This window comes from Brevundimonas intermedia, from assembly GCF_027922165.1.
In the GTDB taxonomy this organism is placed as follows: domain Bacteria; phylum Pseudomonadota; class Alphaproteobacteria; order Caulobacterales; family Caulobacteraceae; genus Brevundimonas; species Brevundimonas intermedia.
On the sequence record NZ_BSFD01000003.1, the window covers coordinates 83054 to 105870 of the forward strand.

A 22817-nucleotide genomic window follows, 5' to 3' on the forward strand; every position below is an offset into this window, starting at 1 on the left:
CATCCTTAGCGAACGGAATGACCGTTTGGTTAACGGCCCGGCAAATACTGCCGAAAGCAAGGCGCTGCTCAGCCACCGGTCTCATTGTTTTCAAAGTCTTAGCCTGCGGCACGATCCTCGCAACACATCGAATGAAACGCCGTAAGGACGTCCGACCGATGCAGAATCTGCTTGCCCGCCTTGTCGCCCCCCTCGCCGTCGTCGCCGCTCTGGGCGCCGTGGCGTCGCCGGCGCTGGCCCAATCGCGCATCAAGGACATCGCCGCCGTCGAGGGGGTGCGCGGCAACCAACTGGTCGGCTATGGCATGGTCATGGGTCTGAACGGCACCGGTGACAGCCTGCGCAACTGCCCGTTCACCCGACAGTCGTTGGAAGGCATGACCGAGCGTCTGGGCGTCAACATCCGCGGCGCCAACGCCAATACGAAGAACATGGCCGCCGTCATGGTCTCGGCCGAATTGCCGGCCTTCGCCACACCCGGCTCGCGGATCGACGTCAACGTCTCGTCGATGTGCGACGCCAAGAGCCTGTTGGGCGGATCACTGGTCGTGACCAGTCTGCAAGGCGCCGACGGGCAGGTCTATGCGGTGGCGCAAGGCTCGGTTCAGACCGGCTCCGTCTCGGCCTCGGGCGGTTCCGGTTCGTCAGTGACACGTGGCGTGCCGACCGCCGGTCGTATCGCATCGGGCGCCTCGGTCGAGCGCGAGACCGGCTTCCAGATGGCCAATATGAACGAGGTGCGCCTGAACCTGCGCAATCCCGACTTCACCACGGCCCAGCGGGTGGCCGCCGCCGTCAACGCCGCCTACCCGGGCACGGCGCTCGCCGAGAACGGGACGGTGGTGGCCCTGCGCGCGCCCGGTCAGATGGGCATGGCCGGCTTCATCAGCCGCGTCGAGAACCTGCCCGTCACCGTCGACTCTCCGGCCAAGGTCATCATTGACGAAGTGAACGGCGTCATCGTCATGGGCGACGCGGTCCGCATTTCGCGGGTCGCCATCGCCCAGGGCAACCTGACCATCTCGGTCGATGAACAACCGTTCGTCAGCCAGCCCGCCCCGTTCAGCCAGGGCCAAACGGCTGTCGTCCCCAGCACCCAGGTCAGCGTCGAAGAAGATCTGGGCACCCAGATGCGGCTTGTCGGCGGCGGAACCAGCCTGTCCACCCTGGTCAACGGACTCAACGCCCTGGGCGTCAGCCCGCGCGACATGATCAGCATCCTGCAGGCGATCAAGGCGTCCGGCGCCCTGCAAGCCGACATCGAGGTGATGTGAACATGACTGACCTCGCTGTCTCCACCGATCTGCTCCGCCCCGTTCAGGGCCCGACCGCCAACGCGGCCGGCGCATCCAAGGACAAGGTCAAGGAAACCGCCGAAGCTTTCGAAGCCTCCTTCCTGTCGCAGATGCTGAAGCCGATGTTCGAAGGCCTTTCCACTGACGGGCTTTTCGGTGGAGGCCAGGCCGAGGCGACCTGGCGCAGCTTCCTGCTGGACGAAATGGCCAAGAAGACGGTCTCCGCAGGGGGGATAGGTCTTTCGGATTCGGTCATGAACGAAATGCTGAAGATGCAGGAGGGCGCGCAATGAGCGATGCAGACCTCGCCACCGCTCGGGTGCGCCAACTTCTCGAACTGACCCGGCGTTTGACCGATCGGCTGGCGACCGAGACCCGTGCCTTTGAGGAGGGTCGACCGCAAGACGTCGCCGCCAGCCTGACCGAGACCCAGGAGATGGCGAACCTCTATCGTCGCGACTCCGGCCATGTGAAAGCCAACCCCGCACTGTTGGCGGGCGCGCTCGCGACCGAGCGCATGGCCTTAATCGAGGCGACCCGCGCTTTCGAAGCGGTTCTGGCGCGTCATGCCGGCGCGGTGGATGCGGCGCGCAAGATCTCAGAGGGTCTGGTGCGCGCGATCGCCCACGAGGTCGCCGCCGCCAGGACGCCCGCTTCGGCCTATGCGGCCGATGGCCGCGCGGCTCAGGGCGACGGCCGCGCGGTCGCCTTCAACCGCAAGGCTTGAGATCAAAAAGCGGCGTTTCAGAATCGCGCCGGTGTTGCCGATTTTTTAAGCGGCGAGAGGCATGGTGGCGGCATGTCGATGACAACTCGCCTTCTCGGTCTGGCCTTCGCATCTGCGGATGCCCTGGTCGAAATTGACGCCGAAGGCCGCGTTGCCTTTGCGCTCGGCGCCGGCCCTTTGCCCGGCACGGATGTTGGGGCGCTTTGGACGGGCAAGCCCCTGGTGACCTTCCTTCATGAAGGTTATGGCGCGCTCGAGCTTCTGCTGCAGACCAAGGCTGGCGCACGCAGCCCCGCCGCCCAAATTCTGGTCCAGGCAGGGCCTGGGCGCGTGCGACGGGCCTCCCTGAGGGCATTCATCCTACCCCAGTTGGCGCCGTCCATCTCGTGCTCGATCGCCTATGAAGGCCCCGCCATCGCGGTGGATTCGCTTGAGACACCCCCTCTTTTAGACGCCGAGACCTTCCTTGCGGACGCCGCTCGCGTCGTCGCGTTATCGCCCAGCCTTTCACTCGCCTTCCTTGATATTCGCGGACTCGAAGACCTGGCTGCTGAGGTCGCCGAAAAGGTCCAGCGCCGGATCGAAGCCACGCTTCAATCTGCAGCCGCTCAAGGATCGTCGGCTGCCCAGATCACCTCGGAGCGGTACGCCCTGTTCCGCTCTCCCGGCGACACCCGCGACCTGGCCGCCGAAGTCGTTGAGGCCGGCCGCGCGGAAGGGGTGGACCTCGACGCCGAGTCTTTCGCCTCCAACCTCCCCGACGGAGGAGACACCCTGTGTGTCCTGCGCGCCATGCGGTACGCGATCGAGGCCTGTCTGAAGGACGATGGTCTCGCCAACCCGCAGGTCGCCTTCTCCGAAGCGCTGAAGCGGACCTTCCGTGACGCAGAGGCTTTCCGCGCGGTGGTGAAGTCTCGGGAGTTCCAGGTCCACTACCAACCGATCGTGCAGTTGAGCTCGCGTGCGGTTCACCATTTCGAAGCCCTGGCTCGTTTCAGCGCCGGCGCCGGCCCCGCCAACGCCATCCGCATGGCCGAGGAGCTGGACATGATCGAGTCCTTCGATCTGGCCGTGGCTGAGAAGGTGCTGAAGCGGATGCGCGCGCCGGGCGCCGGTCTGCTGAAGATGGCGATCAACGTGTCCGGCGCCTCGCTGGGCGACGACACCTATGTCGAACACCTGCTGCAGATGACCGCCGGGTCGCCTGCCGATCGCAAACGCCTTATCGTCGAGATCACCGAAACCTCCGCCCTGGCGGACATCGGCGCCGCCAATCGCCGACTGGCGGCCCTGCGCGAAACGGGCATCAAGGTCTGTATCGACGACTTCGGCTCGGGGGCGGCCTCGTATGACTACCTGCGCAAGCTGTCGGTCGACGCCGTCAAGATCGACGGGGCGCTGATCCGGGAGGTCCAAACCGACGAGGTGGTGCGTAATATGGTGCGCAGCATCGTCGAGTTGAGCCGGTCGCTGAAGCTCGAGACCATCGCCGAGATGATCGAGACCGAAGAGGTGGTCACTGAGCTCAAGGGGTTGGGCGTCGAGTACGGCCAGGGCTGGCTGTTCGGTCGCGCCGAGGCGGAGCCGCGCACCCAGCTGGCGAGCGCCGCGCCTGTCCGTCGCCGCGGCGCCGTCGAAGCCTGGGGCTAGTGAGCGGCGCCTACGGGCAGATGCTCCTTCTCGAAGCGGCCGACGCGGTCAACGAGGGTTCTGGCGGCCTGGTTCATGCCGATGACGTCCACCTGAGCGCCTTGGCGGCGATAGCGGAAGACGACCTTGTCCACGGCCGCGACGCCGGTCAGATCCCATAGATGGGCCTCAGTCATGTCGATCTCGACGCGCTTGGGATGGCCGTGGTGTTCGAAGCTGGCTGCGAACAGATCGGCTGAGGCGAAGAACAACTGGCCGGTGACGCGATAGTGCAGCACGCCCTCCTCCGGGGTCTCGATCTCGGTCACGGCGATGGTCTTGCCGACCTTGCGCATGAAGAAGACCGCCGACAGCAGCACGCCTAGGATCACGCCCTTTGACAGGTCATGGGTGGCGACCACGGTGACGGTCGTCGCGATCATGACGACCGACGACTGGACCGGGGTCGAACGCAGCTTCAGCACCGAGCCCCAGTCGAAGGTGCCGATGGAGACCATGATCATGACAGCGACCAGGGCCGCCATCGGGATTTGGGCCACCCAGTCGCGCAGCACCAGGATCAGGAACAGCAGGAACAGGCCCGCCCACAGGGTGGACAGGCGCCCACGGGCGCCGGAGGTGACGTTGATGATCGACTGGCCGATCATGGCGCAGCCGGCCATGCCGCCGAACAGGGGAGACAGGATGTTGGCGATGCCCTGGCCGCGCGTCTCGCGGTCCTTGTCCGACGGGGTGTCGGTGAGGTCGTCCAGTAGATTGGCGGTCAGCAGGCTTTCCAGCAGACCGACGAAGGCCAGGGTCGCCGAGATCGGAGCGATGATGGCCAGGGTCTCCCAGGTCAGGGGCACGGCCGGCAGGTGGAAGACCGGCAGGGTCGAGGGCATCTGGCCCATGTCGCCGACGGTGCGGACGTCCAGCCCGGTCATCATGACGAAGACGCTGATCAGGATGATGGCGACCAGGGGCGACGGCACGGCCTTGGTCAGGCGCGGGAAGCCGTAGATGACGATCAGGGCCGCCCCGACCAGGGCGAAGGTCTGCCAGTTGGCGCCGATCAGCTCGGGCATCTGGGCCAGGAAGATCAGGATCGCCAGGGAGTTGACGAATCCGGTCATCACGCTGCGGCTGACGAACTTGATGTAGCGGCCCAGCTTCAGCAGGCCGATGATGATCTGAAACACGCCGCACAGGATGGAGGCGGCGAACAGGTATTCGAGGCCGTGGTCGCGGACCAGGCCGACCATCAGCAGGGCCATGGCCCCTGTGGCGGCCGAGATCATGGCCGGGCGACCGCCGACGAAGGCGATGGTCACCGCGATGACGACGCTGGCGTAGAGGCCGACGGCGGGATCGACGCCGGCGATGATGGAGAAGGCGATGGCCTCGGGGATCAGGGCCAGGGCGACGACGGTCCCCGCCAGCAGGTCGCGGCGAGGGTTGGCGAGCCATTGCTGGCGCGCGGAGGCGATCAGGGACATGTGGGGTTCATCTGGGGTCTGCCGCCGACCTGGCGCGCGGCCATGGGTCGTATGCGGCGGGTTTCCCGGCGGATCGGCGGCCGGGATAGCCACCCGACGCTTCAATCAGGCCGGGTCCAAGGTGAGGCGCGCCTGATGCCCGGTCCCGACCCGAAAGGCAAGCCGCCTATCCGGCGGTCGGCTTGGCCAGCGACGGTCGCTCGGACGCCTTGGAGGCGGCGGTGGCTTCTACCGCGCGCATGACGCGCAGCAGGTTCTCGCCGGCGATCTTGCGGATGTCGGCCTCGGTCCAGCCGGCGCCCATCAGGGCGGCGAGGATGCGTGGATAGGCGTCCACGCCGGTCATGCCCTCGGGCAGGCTGCCGATGCCGTCGAAGTCGGCGCCCAGGCCGACGTGGTCAATGCCCGCGACCTGACGCACATGCTGGATGTGGGCGACCACGTCGGCCAGGGTCGCCTCGGGTGTCGGATGGGCGGCGGACCAGGCGGTCAGTCCGGCCTCTACGGCGGTCGGATCGCCGGGGTTCAGGGTCTTCAACCGCGCCTCCTCGCCCGCGCGGTCGGCGTTCCAGGCGCGGACCTGTTCGGAGACGAAGCCGGGCGCCAGGTTGATCATCACGATCCCGCCGTCCCCCGGCATCATCCGCAGCACCCGGTCGGGCACGTTGCGGGGATGGGCCGTGATCGCCCGGGCCGAGGAGTGGGAGAAGATGACCGGGGCGTCGGAGACCCGCATGGCGTCCAGCATGGTGTCCTCGGACACGTGGCTGAGGTCCACCATCATGCCCAGGCGGTTCATCTCGCGCACCACGTCCTCGCCGAAGGGGCTGAGGCCGCCCCATTTGGGGGCGTCGGTCGCGCTGTCGGCCCAGGTGGTGGTCTTGGAGTGGGTCAGGGTCATGTAGCGGGCGCCGGCGCGGTGGAACTCGCGCAGCAGGGCCAGGGAGTCGTCGATGGAGTAGCCGCCCTCCATGCCGATCAGGCTGGCGATCCGACCCGAGGCGAAGACGGCGTCGACCTGGTCCGCCGTGGTCGCCAGGCCGAAGACGTCGGGGTGGGCGGCGATGATCCGCTTGGCCGTGTCGATCTGTTCGAAGGTCTCCTCGACCGCCTCCAGCGGGGTCAGGCTGGCGGGGACATAGACCGACCAGAACTGGCCGCCGACGCCGCCGGCGCGCAGGCGGGCGATGTCGGTGTGGAGTTGGGTCGTCGCGTCCAGATTGGTCGTCAGATCAACGGCGTAGACGTCATTGCCGAACTGCTGGCGCAGGGCCCAGGGCAGGTCGTTGTGGCCGTCGATCAAAGGGGTGGTCTTCAGGATCTCCAGCACACGGGCCTCGCCGGCCGATTGGGCGTTAGCGGTGGTGGCGAAGGCGGCGACGGCGACGCCGGCCAGCAGACGACGGATCATGATGCGACTCCCTGATGTTGCGACGCACACTGACAGAGGAAAGGCGGCAGGCAACCCCTCATCCGAGCCCTTCGGGCCTGCCTTCTCCCGCAAGGGGAGAAGGAAGAGGTTTCCCGGTCGGGCGACGAACGGCTAGGAGAGACGGCATGAGCGACGCCGCCTTTTCCGATCCCCTCGACCTGAAGAAGGTAGAGACCCGCGCCTGGTTCGAGCATCTGCGCGACCGCATCCATGCGGCCTTCGAGGCGCTGGAGGATGCGGCGCCGGCCGCGCTGTTTCCGGGGGAGCCGGGGCGGTTCGTCCGGACGGCCTGGGACCGCAAGGACGGCGGCGGGGGCGTCATGGGAATGATGCACGGCCGGCTGTTCGAGAAGGTCGGGGTCCATGTCTCGACCGTGCACGGATCGTTTCCGGCCGACTACGCCAAGACGGTGCCGGGCGCGGCGGAGGATCCCCGCTTCTTCGCCACCGGGATCAGCCTGATCTGCCATCCGGTCAGTCCCCGGATTCCAGCGGTGCATATGAACACCCGCTTCATCGCCACGACCCAGAGCTGGTTCGGCGGCGGGGGCGATCTGACGCCGGTGCTGGATGCGGATCGGCGCCAGGACCATCCGGACACCCTGGCTTTCCACGCCGCGATGAAGGCGGCCTGCGACGCCCACGATCCGGACTGGCACGCCAAGTACAAGGCCTGGTGCGACGAGTATTTCTTCCTGCCGCATCGGCAGGAGCCGCGCGGGACCGGCGGCATCTTCTATGACCACCACGACAGCGGCGACCACGACCGGGACTTCGCCTTCACCCGCGACGTGGGCCTGGCCTTCCTGGACGTCTATCCGAAGATCGTCGCCGGACGGATGGGCGAGGCCTGGACGCCGGAGCAACGCGAAGAGCAGTTGGTGCGACGCGGGCGCTATGTGGAGTTCAACCTGCTGTACGACCGTGGCACCATGTTTGGCCTCAAGACCGGCGGCAACGTCGATTCGATCCTCAGTTCCATGCCTCCGGTGGTGAAATGGCCGTGAAATCCCCCCTTGCGAAGATCCTGCTGCGGCCCCTGGCCACCTCGGCCCTGTTTGCGGTGTTGTACGGGGTCTATCTGATCCTGGCGAAGCAGCCGGACATTCCGCTGACCCTGTTCGTGGTGATCGGCTTCTATTTCGCGGCGTCGCTGCTGCTGGAGCGGTTCGTCTATCCCCGGATTGGACTGTAGGCGGCCGCCCCCCCTACCCCCGTCATCCTCGGGCTTGAGCCGAGGACCGGGCTATCCGCCGCATTGCCTTAGCGGCGGGCGCACAGCCCGATCCGCATCCGGTCCTCGGGTCAAGCCCGAGGATGACGGGGTTGTGGGGTGTGAGGCGCGGGCTGCGGGTGGAGCGGGCGGATTAGACTGTTTCGACTCCAATTTTTTTGAGTCTATTTAAGTGTATTTCCCGGCGACGCGCGCGCCCTTGAAACCGCGCGCCCAAATTGCACTGCACCGTCGAAATCGGTGCAATATGCAAAGGAGCGCAGTTTGTCGGCGTGTTTTCCATTCAATTGTCAAAGACCGGGCGCCCAGTCTAACCGCGCCCAGAAGGGTGATAGGTTGATCGCCGAATTTTCTTTGAAATCCCTTAGAATTCAGAATGCGGTGGTGCGGAATTAGGAGCGCAAGCCGTGTCCGCTCATCCCATCGCCGCCACAAAGGCGTCGCCGGCGCGGCTGCGGTAGCGTTCGGAGTGGCGCAGCAGGCGGAACGGGCGTTCCGGCAGGGAAAAGGCGGCGGTGACCAGACGGCCGGCGGCGACCGAGGCGTAGGCGACGCTCTCGGACAGGGCCGTGGCCCCCGCCCCCGCCTCTGCCGCCGCCAGCACCGCCTCGTTCGACGGCAGGGTCATGGCGATGGACAGGGCGGCGGGGTCCACGCCCGCGTTTCGTAGGGCGGCCTCCAGGGTCGAGCGGGTGCCCGAGCCCGCCTCGCGCAGGACCCAGGCCTGGGTCGCCAGGGTCTGGGTCTCCAGTCGGCGCAGTCCGGCCCAGGGATGGTCGGGCGTGACCAAGACCGCCAGCCGGTCCGAGCCCACCACCGTCTGATCCAGCAAGGGCTGGTCGATCTCGCCCTCGACCAGACCCAGTTCGGCCGCGCCGCTCAACACCCCCTCGGCCACTTCTCGCGTATTGCCGATGGCCACGTCCAGTTCGACGCCGGGATGGGCCGCGTGAAAGGCGGCCAGCCGGCGTGGCAGCCAGGCGCTGGCGATGGTCTGGCTGGCGAAGATGGTCAGGCGGCCGCGTCGCAAGGCGCTCATATCCGCGAGGGCCGCTTCGGCCGCAGCGGCCCGCGCCAGCACGGCCTTGGCCTCGGGCAGGAAGGCCAGACCGGTCTGGTTCAGGACCACGCCCCGGCCGACCCGGTCGAACAGATGGACGTCATGTTCGGCCTCCAGAGCCGCGATGGCGTTGGAGACGGCCGACTGGGTCAGGTTCAGCGCCCGCGCGGCGGCCGTCACGTGCTGACGCTCGGCCACGGCGACGAAGATTCGCAGGCGTTCCAGGGTCACAATCAATCTCCAAATCGGATTGAAACGACAATAACAATCCGTTGGACCGTGGTCGAGGGGCGGCGCATCAAGCGGTACAATGAAGTCCGCCGCCCCTGCCGCCGTGCTGAGCCCGCCCCTGCCCCGCCCCGTTGGCTTGGGTGCGCGGCTGGGCGCGTTCGGACGTTCGGTCTGGCCCGGCCTGATGATGAGCCTGGTGGTCGCCTTGGCGGCGGTCGGCCTGACCAGTCTGGAGCGAGACGTCTTCGGCAAGGCCTGGCTGGAACCGCTGGTCCTGGCCATCCTGCTGGGCGCGGGCGTGCGGGCGGCCTGGACGCCGGACGCCCGGTTCAGGGCCGGGATCGATTTTTCGGGCAAGATCCTGCTGGAGGTGGCGGTGGTCCTGCTGGGCGCCTCGGTCAGTGCGGCGACCCTGTCGTCGCTAGGGCTGGGGTTCGTGGCGGGGGTCTTCGCCCTGGTCGCCGCCGCCATCCTGGTGGGCTTCGGGATCGGGCGTCTGCTGGGTCTGAACCCACGCATGGCCCTGTTGGTGGCCTGCGGCAACGCCATCTGCGGCAACTCGGCCATCGCCGCCGTGGCCCCGGTGATCGACGCCGACGGGGAAGAGGTGGCCGCCTCCATCGCCTTTACGGCCTTGCTGGGTGTGGTGGTCGTGCTGACCCTGCCGCTGCTGGGCGGGCTTATGGCGATGAGCGGGCTGCAGTTCGGCGCCCTGGCGGGTCTGACCGTCTATGCCGTGCCCCAGGTGCTGGCGGCCGCCGCCCCGTTTGGCGCGGTCGCGACCCAGACGGGGACGGTGGTCAAGCTGGCGCGGGTGCTGATGCTGGGGCCGGTGATCCTGGTGCTGTCGCTGATTTTCCGGGATCGGGCGGCGGCCAAGTCGGGGCCGGGTCTGCATCGGTTGCTGCCGTGGTTCATCCTCGGCTTCCTGGCCATGATCGCCCTGCGGAACCTGGACCTGATCCCGCAGGCGGCGCTTTCGCCCATGGCGGCGGCGTCCGGCCTGCTGACCGTGGCGGCCATGGCGGCCCTGGGGCTGCAGACCGACATCCGGGCCGTGGCGCGGGCCGGCGGGCGGGTGGCGGCGGCCGTGGTGCTATCGCTGGCGGCGCTGGTGGGGCTGAGCCTGGGGCTGATTGGGGTGTTGGGGGTTTAGTCCCTTCCACTTTCGTCATTCCGGGCGAAGGGCCGCTTGGCCCGTAGACCCGGAACCCCTCGTCATCCTCCGGCCCGCGAAGCGGGACCGGAGGAGGCGCCGAAGGCGAAATGGGACCGCCTCGCGGTGCGGGACGACCGAGGCCGAGACAGGTTCGCGCTCTCGCGCGCTGCTGGGTTCCGGGTCTCCGCTGCGCTGCGCTGCGCCCGGAATGACGAAAGGAAAGTTGAGCTAGATCCCGCTGCCGTGATCCTCGACTGGCGGCGGGGTGAGCAGCAGGAAGGCGCGGATCCAGGCGGTGAGGACGGCGCGGTCGTTGGGGCGTTTCAGGCTGTCGATGGCGGCGTCGGCCAGGGGTTCGGGAATGCGCGAGCCGCGCCGGACCTCGACCAGGGCGGCGGCGTAGTCGGGCTGGAACTCAGGATGGCACTGGAAGGAGATGGCGTCGTCGCCCCAGGCCAGACCGGCGTAGGGGGTGAAGCCGCTGGAGGCGATGATCCGCGCATCGGGCGAGATGGCCGTCACCTGATCCTGGTGCGAGACCGGAATGGCGAGGGTGCGGGCGCGGGGCTGCATCCACGGCTCGTCGGTGTGGACGTCGTAGCGATGCAGGCCGACGCCCCAGCCCTTGTCCGACTTCTCGACCGCGCCGCCGAAGGCGTGGGCCAGGACCTGGTGGCCGAAGCAGATGCCGACGATCCGGGTCCGACCCCGCGCCGCGCGCAGCCAGTCGATCAGCTGGGGAATCCACGGCAGATCGTCATAGACCCCGGCGGCCGAACCCGTGACGATCACGCCCTGAAACGCGGCGGGGTCCGACGGCAGGTGGCCGGACTGGACGTTGAAACGGGTGGTCGGGACGGTCTCGCCCAGCAGGGCGCGGAACCGGGCCGGATAGTCGTCGAAACTGTCCTTCAGGGCCTCGGGCGGATGGCCGGTTTCCAGGATGGCGATGCGGGTCATGGCGCCAACATAGGGGCGCCGCGCGCGGATCAGAAGGACCAGATTTCGGCCTTGCCGCCCGGATCGCCCAGACGGTCGGCGACCCAGGCGCAGATCTGCTGCGCGGCGGCGTCGGCGCCCGGCGGCGGATTGACGATCACCAGGGCGCAGCCGTTCATCTTCATCGGATTGGTCAGGGGGCGCAGGCGCGCCTCGGCGACCAGGGTTGGGCCGGCTTTGCCTTGGAGCCGGCGGATGAAGCCGTCGAAGGTCTCCAGATCCTTCAGCGGGGTCCAGACCGCGACGGTCGCAGCCGGGTCGCGGCGGACGACAGCCACGGCGGTTTCGGCCGAACGGATATAGTCGTCGGGCTTTTCGAAAGGCGGATCGATCAGGATCAGGGGCGCCTTGGCCCGCGCCGCCTCGGCCGTGGCCAGGGCGTAGCCGTCGCCCTCGCGCGCCTCGGCGTTGGGGCGGTCGGCCAGGGCCTGGGCCAGCAGGGCGCGGACGGGCGGGTTCAGTTCATAGCCGACATAGCGGCCCTCGCTCGCGAGCGTGTCGGCGATCAGCAGGGGCGAGCCGGGATAGAAGCGGGCGCCGCCGTCGGGGTTCAGCGCCGCCACCCGTTCCGCCAGGGCCTGCATAAGCGGCGGCAGATCCGGGTCCGTCATCAGACGCGCGACCCCGGCCTCGGCCTCCTTCGACCGCGCGGCGTCGCCGGACAGGTCATAGAGGCCGGCGCCGGCGTGGGTATCGAGCACCGTCAGCGGGCCCGAGGCTGCGCGGGTCTTTACCAGCCACAGGACCAGGGCGTGTTTGACCAGGTCGGCGAAATTCCCGGCGTGGAAGCTGTGGCGATAATTCATGCCGCCTCGTGTCGCGCCGGGCGCGCGGGGTCAAGGGGAACTCGCGGGCGCGACGCCGCGTTGGTCGCCGGTCTGAGGCAAGCCGCTGAAAGACCGATGAAAAGGAAACGCCGCGATGGCGGACGGATCGCATAGCTTCGACACGGCCTTCGACGGGGCGGTCGAGGTTCCGCAGGGGTTGAGCTGGTGCAGCGACGACAACCCCGGCCTGACCCGCCGACGCGCCGGCAAGGGCTGGTCCTATCGCGACGCCAAGGATCAACCGATCAAGGATCCCAGGGTTCTGGACCGGATCCGGGCCCTGGCCATTCCGCCCGCCTGGACCGACGTCTGGATCTGCCCCAAGGCCAACGGCCATATCCAGGCGACCGGGCGCGACGTGAAGGGACGAAAACAGTACCGCTATCACGCGGGCTGGAGTTCGGCCCGGTCGGAGAACAAGTTCGACAAGCTGCCGGCCTTTTCGCGCGCCCTGCCCAAGCTGCGCGCCCAGGTGGAGCATGATCTGGGCCTGAGGGGGCCGGTGAAGGAAAAGGTGCTGGCCACCGCCGTGCGCCTGCTGGAGATCACCCTGATCCGGGTCGGCAATGCGACCTACGCCCGGCAGAACCGCAGCTATGGCCTCACGACCCTGAACAAGCGGCATCTGGAGGTGGACGGGTCGGCCCTGACCTTCGAGTTCCGGGGCAAGAGCGGCAAGGACCACCGGGTCAGCGTCCGCGATCGGCGGCTCGCGCGGCTGGTGCGGGCGCTGGAGGAACTGCCGGGTCAGCACCTGTTCAAATACCGCACGGCCGACGGCGACCTGTGCCCCGTCACCTCGGACGATGTGAACGCCTATATCCGCGCGGCCATGGGCGACCAGTTCTCGGCCAAGGATTTCCGCACCTGGGCCGGCACGGTCTCGGCGGCGCGCGCCCTGCGCGAGATGGAGCCCCCGACCTCGCCCACCGACGCGAAACGCAAGATCACCGTCTGCGTCAAGGCGGTGTCGGGTCTGCTGGGCAATACGCCGACGGTGTGCCGGGCCTCCTATGTGCACCCCAGGGTGATGGCTCTGTTCGAGAGCGGCGCGCTGAAGACAGCCCTGCCCGGGCCCGACGCCAAAGGGTTCGAGACGGCGCTGATCCGGTTGTTGAGGGCGACCTGACGAGGCTGCGGTTGTAAGGCGCGCTATCCGCCGGTGTTAGAAATTCCTAGTTGCTGGCTAGATTTAAATAGGACCTCATTTCCCCTCGGATACACAGGAGGGGAATATGTCCAACGTCACCCGGGCGCTTGCCCGTAGTCTGGTTTCAGTCACAGCCCTGGCGGCGTGCCTCGGGGCGCCCGCCGTCGCCTTCGCCGCGCCTGAGGGGGACGCGCCGGACGAGGCCGCCGCGCCGCAGTCCGCCACCCCGCCCACCGCCGGTCTGGGCGACATCGTCGTTACTGCCCGTCGGCGGGACGAGCGGGCGCAGGACGTGCCCATCGCCCTGACGGTGGTGAACGAGGAACTGCTGGACCGGACCGGCGCCTACAATGTCGGCCAGATCACCCAGTTGGCGCCCAGCGTGCAGTTGCTGACCTCGAACCCGCGCAACACCGCCATCACCATCCGGGGGCTGGGGGCCAGCTACGGACTGGCCAATGACGGGCTGGAACAGGGGGTCGGCATCTATGTAGACCAGGTCTATTACGGCCGTCCCGCCACGGCGACGCTGGACTTCGTCGATCTGGACCGGATCGAGATCCTGCGCGGGCCGCAGGGGACCCTGTTCGGCAAGAACACCACCGCCGGCGCCCTGAATATCACCACCCGCGACCCGAGCTTCACGCCCGAAGGCCAGGCCGAGCTGAGCTTTGGCGACTATGGCTTCCTGCAAGCCAAGGCGACCTTCTCCGGCCCCATCGTGGACGACAAGGTCGCGGCGCGGTTCTCGGTCGTCTCGACCCGGCGCGACGGGGTGCTGGACAATGTCACCGTCGGCGAGAAGCAGAATGCACAGGACTCGATCAGTCTACGCGGGCAACTGCTGTTCCAGCCTACGGACCAGCTAAGGGTGCGGCTGTTTGCCGACTATGCCGACCTGACGCCGGACTGCTGCACCCAGGTCTATGTGACGGCGGGCCAGACGCTAAAGCCCGCCGCCCAGCAGTTCGCCGCCCTGGCCGCCGGTCGCGGCTATACGCCGGCCAGCACCAATCCCTATGACCGGCTGGCCGACGTGGACAGCGCGATCCAGGCCGATCAGATCCACCGCGGGGTGTCTGCCATCGTCGACTATGATTTCGGCTGGGCGACCCTGACCTCGGTCTCGGCCTGGCGGGCGTGGGACTGGGGGCCGCGGAACGACCGGGACTACACCGCCCTGGACATCACCCGCCAGTCGGCCAATCCGTCGTGGCAGGACCAGTGGAGTCAGGAGCTGCGCCTGTCCTCGAACGGAAGCAACCGCATCGACTGGACCGGCGGCCTCTACGCCTTCCATCAGGCGGTGGAGACGCACGGGGTTACGGAATACGGCGCGGACGCCACCTATTGGCTGCTGAGCCCCAGCCTGCCGGACGCCCTGTTGGACGGCTACACCGTCTTCAACGACAGCCGGATCGTGACGGATTCCTACGCCGTCTTCGGCCAGCTGACCTGGAACATCACCGACCGGCTGCACCTAACGCCGGGGCTGCGCTACACCTATGAGGAGAAGTCGGGGACCTATGCCGCCACGACGACCGGCGGGCTGGCGACGACGGACACCACCCTGATCAACCGACGCCTCGGCATCGCCCGTCCGCAAGCCTATGCGGCCGACCTGTCGGACGACGACCTGTCCGGCCAGGTGTCGCTGTCCTACGACGTCAGCGACGATGTCCTGGCCTATGGCAGCGCCGCGCGGGGCTACAAGTCGGGCGGCATCAATATGGCTGGCATCCCCAACCTGCCGAACGGCCAGCCTTCGCTGACCAATGCTGTGGTCAAGCCCGAGGTGGTGACGACCTATGAGCTGGGGCTGAAGACGCAAGGCTTCGACCGGCGGGTGACGGCCAACCTGGCCGCCTATCGCACCGACGTTGAGGACTATCAGGCCAATGTGGTCGATAGCGGCCCTGGCGCCTTGCGGGGCTATCTGGCCAATGCGGAGAAGGTGGTGATTCAGGGCGTCGAACTGGACGCTGTGGCGCGACCGAACGAACACCTGGACCTTTACGCCAACGTCGCCTGGACCGACGCGAAATACGACTCCTTCGCCAACGGCCCCTGCCCGCTGGAGCAGATCGGGACCTCGACCGTGGCCTGCGACCTGTCGGGCAAGGACCTGCCGGGGGTGTCGCCCTGGGCGGCGTCGGTGGGCGGCGAGGTGCACGGGCACGGCGGCTTCCTGGGCCTGCCGGGTCAGTTCTACGGCGGGGCGGACGCCAGCTTCCGCTCGACCTACAACTCCGACGCCTCGGTCTCGCGCTATACCGAGATCGACGGCTATACGATCCTGAACCTGCGGGCGGGCTTCCGCGCCGACAACGGCTGGGAGGCGTCGGTGTGGGTCCGGAACGCGCTGGACGAGGACTATCTTCAGTTCGTCAGCGTCCAGTCCGGCAACTCGGGCCTGGTGATCGGCAATCCCGGCGATCCGCGTACAGTGGGGATTACGCTGCGGGCGCGGTATTGATCGCCTGAGCCCGTCACCCTCGGGTTTGTCCCGAGGGCCTATGGTTCGATCTGATCCAAAACGAATGAGGGGCGCACGGATCGTGCGCCCCTCTTCTGCTTCGTGCGTCGTTGGGGTGGGCCGTCGGGACAAGCCCGAGGGTGACGGGATTAATGGAGACGTTAGTTCTTCATCCGCCAGGTCGCGCCGTCGGGACCGTCCATGACGACGACGTTCAGGGCGTTCAGACGGTCGCGGATGCGGTCGGCCTCGGGCCAGTTCTTGTCGGCGCGGGCGGCGGCGCGTTGCTCAAGCAAGGCCTCGACCTCGGCCTTCAGAGCGGGATCGCCGCCCTCGAACCAGGCATCGGGCGTCAGAGACAGCACGCCGAGCAGGCCGGCCGCTTCGACCAGACTCCAGCGGGCCATGGCGACGTCGTTGATGTCGGCCTCGCCGTCGTTGAGCAAATCGCGCAAGGTGTTTCCAAGACCGAACAACTGGGCGATGGCGCCCGGCGTGTTGAGATCGTCCTCAAGCGCATTGAGCACCGGGTCCAGGGCGTTCTCGGCCAGCTCCATCTCGGCCTCGTCCAGCGTGGCCGGATCGAAGTCGGCCAGGGCCGCGTCGGCGTCGCGCAAGACGCCGTACAGCCGGTCGAGGTTCTTTCGGCTCTGGTCCAGCAGGCCCTGGTTCCAGTCCAGAGGCTGGCGATAGTGGGCCGACAGCAGCGCCCAGCGGACGACCTCGCCCGGCATGGCCTGGACCAGGTCGTGCAGCAGCAGGACGTTGCCGATGGACTTGGACATCTTCTCGGCGTCCACGGTCAGGAAACCGTTGTGCATCCAGTAGCGGGCGTATTCGTCGTGGGCCTGGTCGTCATGGGCATGACCGTGGGCGCAGACGCCCTGGGCGATCTCGTTCTCGTGGTGCGGGAAGACCAGGTCGATGCCGCCGCCGTGGATGTCGATGGGCAGGCCGAGGGCCTGTTCGATCATGGCCGAGCATTCGATATGCCAGCCGGGACGCCCCTCGCCCCAGGGCGACGGCCAGGACGGCTCGTCCGGCTTGGACGGCTTCCACAGGACAAAGTCGTGGGGGTTCTTCTTGTAGGGGGCGACCTCGACGCGGGCGCCGGCGATCATGTCGTCCAGGTTCCGGCCCGACAGGGCGCCGTAGGACGGATAGGACGAGACATCGAACAGGACGTGCCCCTCGGCCGCATAGGCGCAGCCGGCGTCGACGATGGCCTGGATCTGGTCGACGATGGCCGGGATATAGTCGGTGACGTGGGGGGCGAGGTCGGGCGGACTGACGTTCAGCAGGCCCATGTCGGCGAGATAGGCGGCCTCGTAGCGGGCCGTGACCTCGCCGATGGGCACGCCTTCGCGGGCGGCCTTCTGATTGATCTTGTCGTCCACGTCGGTGACGTTGCGGGCGTAGATCACATGGTCCGCCCCATAGGTCCGGCGCAGCAGCCGCACCAGGACGTCGAACACCACCGGCGGCCGGGCATTGCCGATATGGGCGTAGTCATAGACCGTCGGGCCGCAGACATAGAGGGTCACCCGGTTCGGATCGCGCGGTTCGAACAGGCGCTTTTCACGGCGCAGGGTGTCGTGGATGTGCAGCGGCATGGATAAGTCTTCAGCGGGTTTTCTTGCGGGACGGAGGGTCCGTCCCATATAGCGGCCTGATATACAGTCCCGACGGATTGTAGAAGCTATACCGGGCGGCCCCGACCGCACCGGCCGGAAAATCGAGTTCATGAGCCTCATCCCCGCCAAGCCCGTCCTCGTCAGCGACGAAACCGTGCAGCGTCCCAGCCGTGAACAGGCGCTGGACGCCGTGCGCACCCTGATCGCCTGGGCCGGCGACAATCCCGACCGTCCGGGCCTGATCGACACGCCCAAGCGGGTGGTGGACGCTTACGGGGAATGGTTCGACGGCTATGACGCCGATGCGGCCAAGGAGCTGAGCCGCACCTTCGAGGACGTGACCGGCTATGACGATATGGTCATCCTGCGCGAGATCGAGGTGGAGAGCCATTGCGAGCACCATCTGGCCCCCTTCCTGGGCAAGGCCTATGTCGCCTATCTGCCCGGCGAGAAGGTGGTCGGCATCTCCAAGCTGGCGCGGGTGGTCGAGATCTTCGCCCGGCGGCTGCAGAATCAGGAAACCCTGACCAACGACATCATCGAGGCCATCGAATCGCACCTGCAGCCAAAGGGCGTCGCGGTGATGATCGACGCCGCCCACCAGTGCATGACCACGCGCGGGGTGCACCACCGGCATGTTTCGACCGTCACCACCCGGTTCACCGGCGCCTTCAAGGACGATCCGGCCCTGATGGACCGTTTCCTGAAGCTGGCGAAGGCGTAAACCCCTCGCCTGTCGCGGGTAATTGACGTTCAGGAACGCCGGATCGTTTAGAACCGCTTTACAAGCGCGCATCGGGACGCCAAGAACCGATCAAGCCCTTCGGGGACCCATGGGATATGCCGGCGCGAAGCGCGGCGGCGAGTAACGGAGACGATGCATGGCTGCCAAGCTCGGTGGTTCCGGCGGGGACAAGCACACGATCGAACAAACGGCGGATATCAACATCACGCCGTTCATCGACATTCTGCTGGTGCTGATGATCATCTTCATGGTCGCCGCCCCGATGGCGACGGTGTCCATCCGCCTCGACCTGCCGCCGGCGCAGCCGCCGGTGAACCCGACCGAAGAAAAGGAACCGGTGTACATCACCATCCAGGACACCGGTCAGCTGTTCATCGCCGAGAAGCAGACCTCGATCGACAATCTGGCCGCCGACGTCTGCACCGCCCTGGGCGGCGGTTCCTGCCAGGAAGAGCGCGTGTTCGTGCGCGCTCAGCCGGAAGTGAAATACTCGCAGTTCATGGAAGTCATGAACAAGATGCAGGAGAACGGCTTCTTCAAGGTCGGCCTGCTGAACGAAGACATCGAATAGGACAGCCGTCCTTGCCAAGATTTGGGCCGCGTTCCGACAGGGACGCGGCCTTTTTCTTTGCGGTTAAATCTACAAGATAGGGGCTTGCCGGATGGACCGGCTCCCGCCTTGATGGCCCATCGGCTGTTCGAGGAGTCCGCCCATGCGTCGTCGCACCTTCCTGTCCGCCCTGCCTGCCGGAGCCCTGGCGGCGACAGCCGCTCAAGCGCGACAGTCGTCTTCGACCGCAAAGCCGACCGAGGCGGCCCCCGCCCCTGCCCGTCCCGCCGATCCCTATGCCGGCGTCGGCATTGGCGACCGGATTACGGGACCGAAATTCATGGGCCGCTCGACCGTCTGGGGCGCGAACGGGGCGGCGGCGACGGCGCACCCGGCGGCCAGCCTGATCGGGATCGACACCCTGAGGCGCGGCGGATCGGCCATAGACGCGGCCATCGCCATCAATGCGGCCCTGGGCTTCCTGGAGCCGGTGGCCAACGGCATCGGCGGCGACGCCTACTGCCTGCTGTGGGACCCGAAACAGAAGAAGGTGATCGGTCTGAATGGGTCCGGCGCCAGTCCGCGCGCCTTGAGCCTGGAGACCGCGCGCTCCAAGGCCATCGACGGCTATCTCCCACGCTATGGCGCGGTGACGGTGAATGTGCCGGGCACGGTGGACGCCTGGTGGAGCGCGCACCAGCGCTATGGCAAGTTGCCGTGGAAGGATGTGCTGCTGCCGGTCGCCGAGCTGTGCGAACAGGGCGCGCCCGTGCCCCAGGTCATCGCCTATTACCTGGAACGCAACATGGCGGGCTTCGACCGGGGCGTGATCCCGATCGAGGAGAACGAAAACCGCAAGCGCATCTGGGCCGCGGGAGGCGTGACGCCCAAGGTGGGCGAGGTCTTCGCCAACCCCTTCCTGGGCAAGACCCTGCGGATGATCGCAGAGGGCGGGCGCGACGCCTTCTATGACGGGCCGATCGCCGATCAGATCGAGGCCTATTTCAAGCGGATCGGCGGTTGGATGACCCGCGCCGACATGGCCGCCCACCACACCGAATGGGTTGAGCCGATCCAGACGAACTATCGCGGCGTGGACGTCTTCGGCCTGGGGCCCAACACCCAGGGCCTGTCGACCAACCAGATCCTGAACATCTGCGAACAGTTCGACCTGAAATCCATGGGCTTTCAGTCCGCCGCCTCGCTGCACGTCCAGGCCGAGGCCAAGCGGCTGGCGTTCGAGGACCGGGCGCGCTGGTTCGCCGACGACCGCTTCTCCAAGACCCCGGTGGAATGGCTGAACTCAAAGGCTTATGCCGCCGAGCGGGCCAGGCTGATCCGGCCGGACCGGGTGATGGATCGGGTCATGCCGGGCGACGCCCCGCACCATGGCGACACCACCTATTTCAGCGTCGCCGACAGCGACGGCATGATGGTCAGCTGGATCCAGTCCAACTATCGCGGCATGGGCTCGGGCCTGGCGCCGGACAATGGTTCGGAGCCGCTGGGCTTCATGTTCCAGGACCGGGGCGAGTTGTTCGCCCTGACCGACGGTCATCCCAATGTCTATGCGCCCGGCAAGCGGCCGTTCCAGACCATCATACCCGGTTTCGCGGTCAAGGACGGCGAGCCCTGGATGGCGTTCGGGGTCATGGGCGGCGCCATGCAGCCCCAGGGCCAGGCTCAGATCATCATCAACATGGTCGACTACGGCCTGGAGCCCCAGGCGGCAGGCGACGCCCCGCGCTGGCAACACTATGGCTCGTCCGAGCCGACCGGCCAGCCGCAGGAAGGGACCGGCGTGCTGCACCTGGAGAGCGGCGTGCCCGAGGCGACCAAGGCGCAGCTGCGGGCCATGGGCTGGACCCTGGGCGAGCCGGACGGCGGGTTCGGCGGCTATCAGAACGTCATGAAACAGATGAACCCCGGCGGGCGCTGGACCTATGGCGCGGCGACGGAGATGCGTAAGGACGGCATCGCGCTGGCTTATTGAGATTGGCGTGCTGACATGACCCATGACGAGGTGCGCGCCCTGTTGCTGTCCTTCCCCGGCGTGGAGGACGGCGTCTCCTATGGGGAGCCGTCGTTCAAGGTGGCCGAGAAGTTCTTCACCTGGCTGCGTCCGAAGCTGGACGACAGTATCGTGGTCCATCTGGACAATCTGGATGAGCGAGATTTGCTGATCGAGATGGACCCGGCCGCCTTTCACTTCACCGATCACTACCGCGACTATCCGATCGTGCTGGCGCGGATCGCGGCGGTCGATCCCGTCTGGCTGAAGGCGGCCTTGGAAAAGCGGTGGCGCAAGGTGGCGCCGAAGCGGATGGTGAAGGCCTACGACGCCGCTTGACCTGACGTTGGGGAAACCATGCAGGGTCCGTTTAAAATAAGAACGGACGGGGAAACGACATGGGGCTGGCGGTCGAAGATCGGGTCATAAAGGCCTTGGACGGTTGGCCGCTGGAAGCGACGCTGTTCCGGGGCGACGCGCCGAGGATGGCGGTGCTGGTTTCGGCGGGCACAGGCTTTCCGCGCGGCTTCTATGCGAGGTTCGCGCGCTGGATGGCCGAGCGCGACTGCGTGGTTCTGACCTATGACTACCGCGGCATTGGCGGATCGCGGCCCGAGGATCTGGCGGCGATGGAGATGGACTATCCCGACTGGGGGCGGCTGGACATGCCGGCCGCGTTGAAGGCGTTGAAGAAGGCGGCGCCCGGGCTGCCGGTCTTCCATGTGGGGCACAGCGTCGGGGGCCATTTCGTCGGCTTCATGCCGAACCAGGCCGATATCGAGCGGCACGCCTTCGTCTCGGTCGGGACCGGATGGTGGGGCGGACACCACCGGACCTATAATCCGATGGAGCTGTTCTTCTGGTTCGGTTTCGGCCCGAGCCATCTGCGCCGCCACGGCTATGTCCGGGCCGGCAAGCTGTGGCGGGGGACGGATCTGCCGCGCGGGGTGTTCGAGACCTGGAAGCGGTGGTGCCTGAAGCCCGCCTATTTCCTCGACGAGCTGAAATCCGGCGCGCTGGAGCCCCAGGGGTTCGATGCGGTGCGGGCGCCGATCCGGTCCTGGATCTTTCCGGACGACCCCATCGCCACGCCGGGGACGGGGGCGGCGCTGCTGAAGGCCTATCCCAACGCCCCCTCCGAAATCCTGGTGCGCCGCGCCGGCGACTATGGCGCGCGACGGATCGGCCACGAGGGCGCCTTCCGCAAGGGACTGGAGCCGCTGTGGCAGGAAATTCTGGATTGGTTCGACGCGGGGGTTTCGAAGGCCGCACCCGGCGCCTAACTGTGCTGCTCCCCGAGAATGAAGGATTTCCCCATGGCTTACGGCGATCAGCCCACAATCACCGTCGATGGCGTCGAGATCCCCCTGCTCGGCTTCGGCACCTGGCAGCTGGAGCCGGCGGACGCCCGCCGAATGGTCGCCGAGGCGCTGCGGATCGGTTATCGCCATATCGACACCGCCTGGATCTACAAGAACGAGAAGGCGGTCGGCGAAGGCATCGTCGATTCGGGCGTGGCCCGCGAGGACATCTTCCTGACCACCAAGATCTGGGTCGAGCATTTCACCCACGACGCCCTGCTGAAACAGGCCAAGGAATCGGCCGAGAGCCTGGGGACGACGCCGGATCTGCTGCTGCTGCACTGGCCCAAGCCGACGCCGACGTTCGAGGAGACCCTGGGCGCGCTGAACGAAGCCAAGGACCAGGGCCTGACGAAGTCGATCGGTCTGTCCAACTTCCCGTCCAAGGAGTTCCGGCAGGCGCAGAGCCTGTCCAAGGCCCGGTTGCTGACCAACCAGGTCGAGCACCATCCCTATCTGGGGATCGATCAACTGGTAGCGACGGCGGCCGAGCTGGGGTCGTCGATCACCGCCTGGTCGCCCCTGGCCCAAGGCAAGATCGCCGACGACAAGACGATCTCCGAGATCGCCGAGGCGCACGGCAAGACCAACGGTCAGGTCACGCTGCGCTGGCTGATCCAGAACCGGATCATCGCCATTCCGCGTACGACGAAGGAAAGCCGCGCGCGCGAGAATTTCGACATCTTCGACTTCGAACTTTCGGGCGAGGAGATGCAGCGGATGGACGCCCTGGATCGCGGCGAACGCCTGGGTCAGTGGCTGGACGACGCCTACGAATGGGACAAGGCGGCCGCCTGA

Annotated in this window: 21 protein-coding genes and 1 other annotated feature; of the genes, 15 read left to right on the forward strand and 6 right to left on the reverse strand. The window is 67.1% G+C overall.

Annotated elements, in window-relative coordinates; genetic code table 11:
* Positions 1-158 precede the first annotated feature (158 nt).
* From PKE72_RS07615 to PKE72_RS07630, 4 genes are all read left to right on the forward strand, one after another.
* Complete coding sequence (locus PKE72_RS07615) at positions 159-1274, forward strand: flagellar basal body P-ring protein FlgI (protein WP_271164777.1); 1116 nt, start codon at positions 159-161, stop codon at positions 1272-1274.
* A 2-nt stretch (positions 1275-1276) separates the two neighbouring features.
* Complete coding sequence (locus PKE72_RS07620) at positions 1277-1588, forward strand: rod-binding protein (RefSeq protein WP_271164778.1); 312 nt, start codon at positions 1277-1279, stop codon at positions 1586-1588.
* Positions 1585-2022: a flagellar basal-body protein FlbY gene (locus PKE72_RS07625; RefSeq protein WP_271164779.1), complete on the forward strand. Its 438-nt coding sequence runs from the start codon at positions 1585-1587 to the stop codon at positions 2020-2022. The genes PKE72_RS07620 and PKE72_RS07625 overlap by 4 nt, the downstream gene beginning before the upstream one ends.
* Before the next feature lie 78 nt (positions 2023-2100).
* Positions 2101-3672, forward strand: a complete 1572-nt coding sequence (locus tag PKE72_RS07630) for an EAL domain-containing protein (RefSeq protein WP_271164780.1) — start codon at positions 2101-2103, stop codon at positions 3670-3672.
* Here PKE72_RS07630 and PKE72_RS07635 read toward each other — a convergent pair.
* Together PKE72_RS07635 and PKE72_RS07640 are read right to left on the reverse strand one after the other, a co-directional pair.
* Positions 3669-5150, reverse strand: coding sequence for a SulP family inorganic anion transporter (locus tag PKE72_RS07635; RefSeq protein ID WP_271164781.1), 1482 nt, complete (start codon positions 5148-5150; stop codon positions 3669-3671). The genes PKE72_RS07630 and PKE72_RS07635 overlap by 4 nt on opposite strands.
* A gap of 59 nt (positions 5151-5209) precedes the next feature.
* Positions 5210-5271 (reverse strand) — a sequence feature (sul1 is cis-regulatory element that is thought to sense ions involved in sulfur or methionine metabolism; They are found in Alphaproteobacteria).
* 45 nt (positions 5272-5316) lie between these two features.
* Complete coding sequence (locus PKE72_RS07640; RefSeq protein WP_271164782.1) at positions 5317-6561, reverse strand: dipeptidase; 1245 nt, start codon at positions 6559-6561, stop codon at positions 5317-5319.
* Between the two features lie 146 nt (positions 6562-6707).
* Between PKE72_RS07640 and hemF the strand changes: the two genes are divergently transcribed.
* Both hemF and PKE72_RS07650 read left to right on the forward strand, forming a co-directional pair.
* Entirely contained in the window at positions 6708-7589 is an 882-nt protein-coding gene (hemF, locus tag PKE72_RS07645) for an oxygen-dependent coproporphyrinogen oxidase (RefSeq protein ID WP_271164783.1), read from the forward strand.
* Positions 7586-7777, forward strand: a complete 192-nt coding sequence (locus tag PKE72_RS07650; protein ID WP_271164784.1) for a hypothetical protein — start codon at positions 7586-7588, stop codon at positions 7775-7777. Before hemF ends, PKE72_RS07650 begins: the two co-directional genes overlap by 4 nt.
* Positions 7778-8231: 454 nt before the next feature.
* Here the strand turns inward: PKE72_RS07650 and PKE72_RS07655 are convergent, their stop codons facing one another.
* Positions 8232-9107 (reverse strand): LysR family transcriptional regulator, encoded by an 876-nt coding sequence (locus tag PKE72_RS07655; RefSeq protein ID WP_271164785.1) that lies wholly within the window; start codon positions 9105-9107, stop codon positions 8232-8234.
* A gap of 79 nt (positions 9108-9186) precedes the next feature.
* Between PKE72_RS07655 and PKE72_RS07660 the strand changes: the two genes are divergently transcribed.
* The gene (locus tag PKE72_RS07660; RefSeq protein WP_271164786.1) at positions 9187-10263 is read left to right on the forward strand and encodes a YeiH family protein; all 1077 of its coding nucleotides are present in this window, start codon (positions 9187-9189) and stop codon (positions 10261-10263) included.
* Positions 10264-10494: 231 nt separating this feature from the next.
* On the opposite strand, the gene PKE72_RS07665 is transcribed toward PKE72_RS07660, so the two are convergent.
* Both PKE72_RS07665 and rlmJ read right to left on the reverse strand, forming a co-directional pair.
* Positions 10495-11226, reverse strand: a complete 732-nt coding sequence (locus PKE72_RS07665; protein ID WP_271164787.1) for a glutamine amidotransferase-related protein — start codon at positions 11224-11226, stop codon at positions 10495-10497.
* Positions 11227-11255: 29 nt separating this feature from the next.
* A complete protein-coding gene (rlmJ, locus tag PKE72_RS07670) occupies positions 11256-12071 on the reverse strand; it encodes a 23S rRNA (adenine(2030)-N(6))-methyltransferase RlmJ (protein WP_271164788.1) in 816 nt (271 codons plus the stop codon).
* Positions 12072-12186: 115 nt separating this feature from the next.
* Between rlmJ and PKE72_RS07675 the strand changes: the two genes are divergently transcribed.
* Positions 12187-13221: a DNA topoisomerase IB gene (locus PKE72_RS07675; RefSeq protein ID WP_271164789.1), complete on the forward strand. Its 1035-nt coding sequence runs from the start codon at positions 12187-12189 to the stop codon at positions 13219-13221.
* 106 nt (positions 13222-13327) lie between these two features.
* On the forward strand, positions 13328-15718 hold the full coding sequence (locus PKE72_RS07680; RefSeq protein ID WP_271164790.1) for a TonB-dependent receptor: 2391 nt from the start codon (positions 13328-13330) through the stop codon (positions 15716-15718).
* A 161-nt stretch (positions 15719-15879) separates the two neighbouring features.
* On the opposite strand, the gene cysS is transcribed toward PKE72_RS07680, so the two are convergent.
* Positions 15880-17331: a cysteine--tRNA ligase gene (gene cysS / locus PKE72_RS07685; protein ID WP_271164791.1), complete on the reverse strand. Its 1452-nt coding sequence runs from the start codon at positions 17329-17331 to the stop codon at positions 15880-15882.
* A gap of 130 nt (positions 17332-17461) precedes the next feature.
* Here cysS and folE point away from each other — a divergent pair, with 130 nt between their 5' ends.
* From folE to PKE72_RS07715, 6 genes are all read left to right on the forward strand, one after another.
* Positions 17462-18076, forward strand: coding sequence for a GTP cyclohydrolase I FolE (gene folE / locus PKE72_RS07690; protein ID WP_271164792.1), 615 nt, complete (start codon positions 17462-17464; stop codon positions 18074-18076).
* A 157-nt stretch (positions 18077-18233) separates the two neighbouring features.
* Positions 18234-18668 carry a biopolymer transporter ExbD gene (locus tag PKE72_RS07695; RefSeq protein WP_271164793.1) on the forward strand — a complete coding sequence of 145 codons (435 nt, stop codon included), beginning with the start codon at positions 18234-18236 and terminating at the stop codon, positions 18666-18668.
* Positions 18669-18810: 142 nt separating this feature from the next.
* The gene (locus tag PKE72_RS07700; RefSeq protein ID WP_271164794.1) at positions 18811-20640 is read left to right on the forward strand and encodes a gamma-glutamyltransferase family protein; all 1830 of its coding nucleotides are present in this window, start codon (positions 18811-18813) and stop codon (positions 20638-20640) included.
* Between the two features lie 15 nt (positions 20641-20655).
* Complete coding sequence (locus tag PKE72_RS07705; protein ID WP_271164795.1) at positions 20656-20997, forward strand: MmcQ/YjbR family DNA-binding protein; 342 nt, start codon at positions 20656-20658, stop codon at positions 20995-20997.
* 59 nt (positions 20998-21056) lie between these two features.
* Positions 21057-21941, forward strand: a complete 885-nt coding sequence (locus PKE72_RS07710; protein ID WP_271164796.1) for an alpha/beta hydrolase family protein — start codon at positions 21057-21059, stop codon at positions 21939-21941.
* 33 nt (positions 21942-21974) lie between these two features.
* Positions 21975-22817, forward strand: coding sequence for an aldo/keto reductase (locus PKE72_RS07715; RefSeq protein WP_271164797.1), 843 nt, complete (start codon positions 21975-21977; stop codon positions 22815-22817).

Coding starts and splice junctions, on each gene's coding strand:
- hemF (WP_271164783.1), top strand. CDS start 6,708: ATGAGCGACGCCGCCTTTTCCGATCCCCTCGACCTGAAGAAGGTAGAG.
- PKE72_RS07635 (WP_271164781.1), bottom strand. CDS start 5,150: ATGTCCCTGATCGCCTCCGCGCGCCAGCAATGGCTCGCCAACCCTCGC.
- PKE72_RS07615 (WP_271164777.1), top strand. CDS start 159: ATGCAGAATCTGCTTGCCCGCCTTGTCGCCCCCCTCGCCGTCGTCGCC.
- folE (WP_271164792.1), top strand. CDS start 17,462: ATGAGCCTCATCCCCGCCAAGCCCGTCCTCGTCAGCGACGAAACCGTG.
- PKE72_RS07705 (WP_271164795.1), top strand. CDS start 20,656: ATGACCCATGACGAGGTGCGCGCCCTGTTGCTGTCCTTCCCCGGCGTG.
- rlmJ (WP_271164788.1), bottom strand. CDS start 12,071: ATGAATTATCGCCACAGCTTCCACGCCGGGAATTTCGCCGACCTGGTC.
- PKE72_RS07640 (WP_271164782.1), bottom strand. CDS start 6,561: ATGATCCGTCGTCTGCTGGCCGGCGTCGCCGTCGCCGCCTTCGCCACC.
- PKE72_RS07695 (WP_271164793.1), top strand. CDS start 18,234: ATGGCTGCCAAGCTCGGTGGTTCCGGCGGGGACAAGCACACGATCGAA.
- PKE72_RS07620 (WP_271164778.1), top strand. CDS start 1,277: ATGACTGACCTCGCTGTCTCCACCGATCTGCTCCGCCCCGTTCAGGGC.
- PKE72_RS07630 (WP_271164780.1), top strand. CDS start 2,101: ATGACAACTCGCCTTCTCGGTCTGGCCTTCGCATCTGCGGATGCCCTG.
- PKE72_RS07675 (WP_271164789.1), top strand. CDS start 12,187: ATGGCGGACGGATCGCATAGCTTCGACACGGCCTTCGACGGGGCGGTC.
- PKE72_RS07700 (WP_271164794.1), top strand. CDS start 18,811: ATGCGTCGTCGCACCTTCCTGTCCGCCCTGCCTGCCGGAGCCCTGGCG.
- PKE72_RS07625 (WP_271164779.1), top strand. CDS start 1,585: ATGAGCGATGCAGACCTCGCCACCGCTCGGGTGCGCCAACTTCTCGAA.
- PKE72_RS07715 (WP_271164797.1), top strand. CDS start 21,975: ATGGCTTACGGCGATCAGCCCACAATCACCGTCGATGGCGTCGAGATC.
- cysS (WP_271164791.1), bottom strand. CDS start 17,331: ATGCCGCTGCACATCCACGACACCCTGCGCCGTGAAAAGCGCCTGTTC.
- PKE72_RS07680 (WP_271164790.1), top strand. CDS start 13,328: ATGTCCAACGTCACCCGGGCGCTTGCCCGTAGTCTGGTTTCAGTCACA.
- PKE72_RS07665 (WP_271164787.1), bottom strand. CDS start 11,226: ATGACCCGCATCGCCATCCTGGAAACCGGCCATCCGCCCGAGGCCCTG.
- PKE72_RS07710 (WP_271164796.1), top strand. CDS start 21,057: ATGGGGCTGGCGGTCGAAGATCGGGTCATAAAGGCCTTGGACGGTTGG.
- PKE72_RS07660 (WP_271164786.1), top strand. CDS start 9,187: ATGAAGTCCGCCGCCCCTGCCGCCGTGCTGAGCCCGCCCCTGCCCCGC.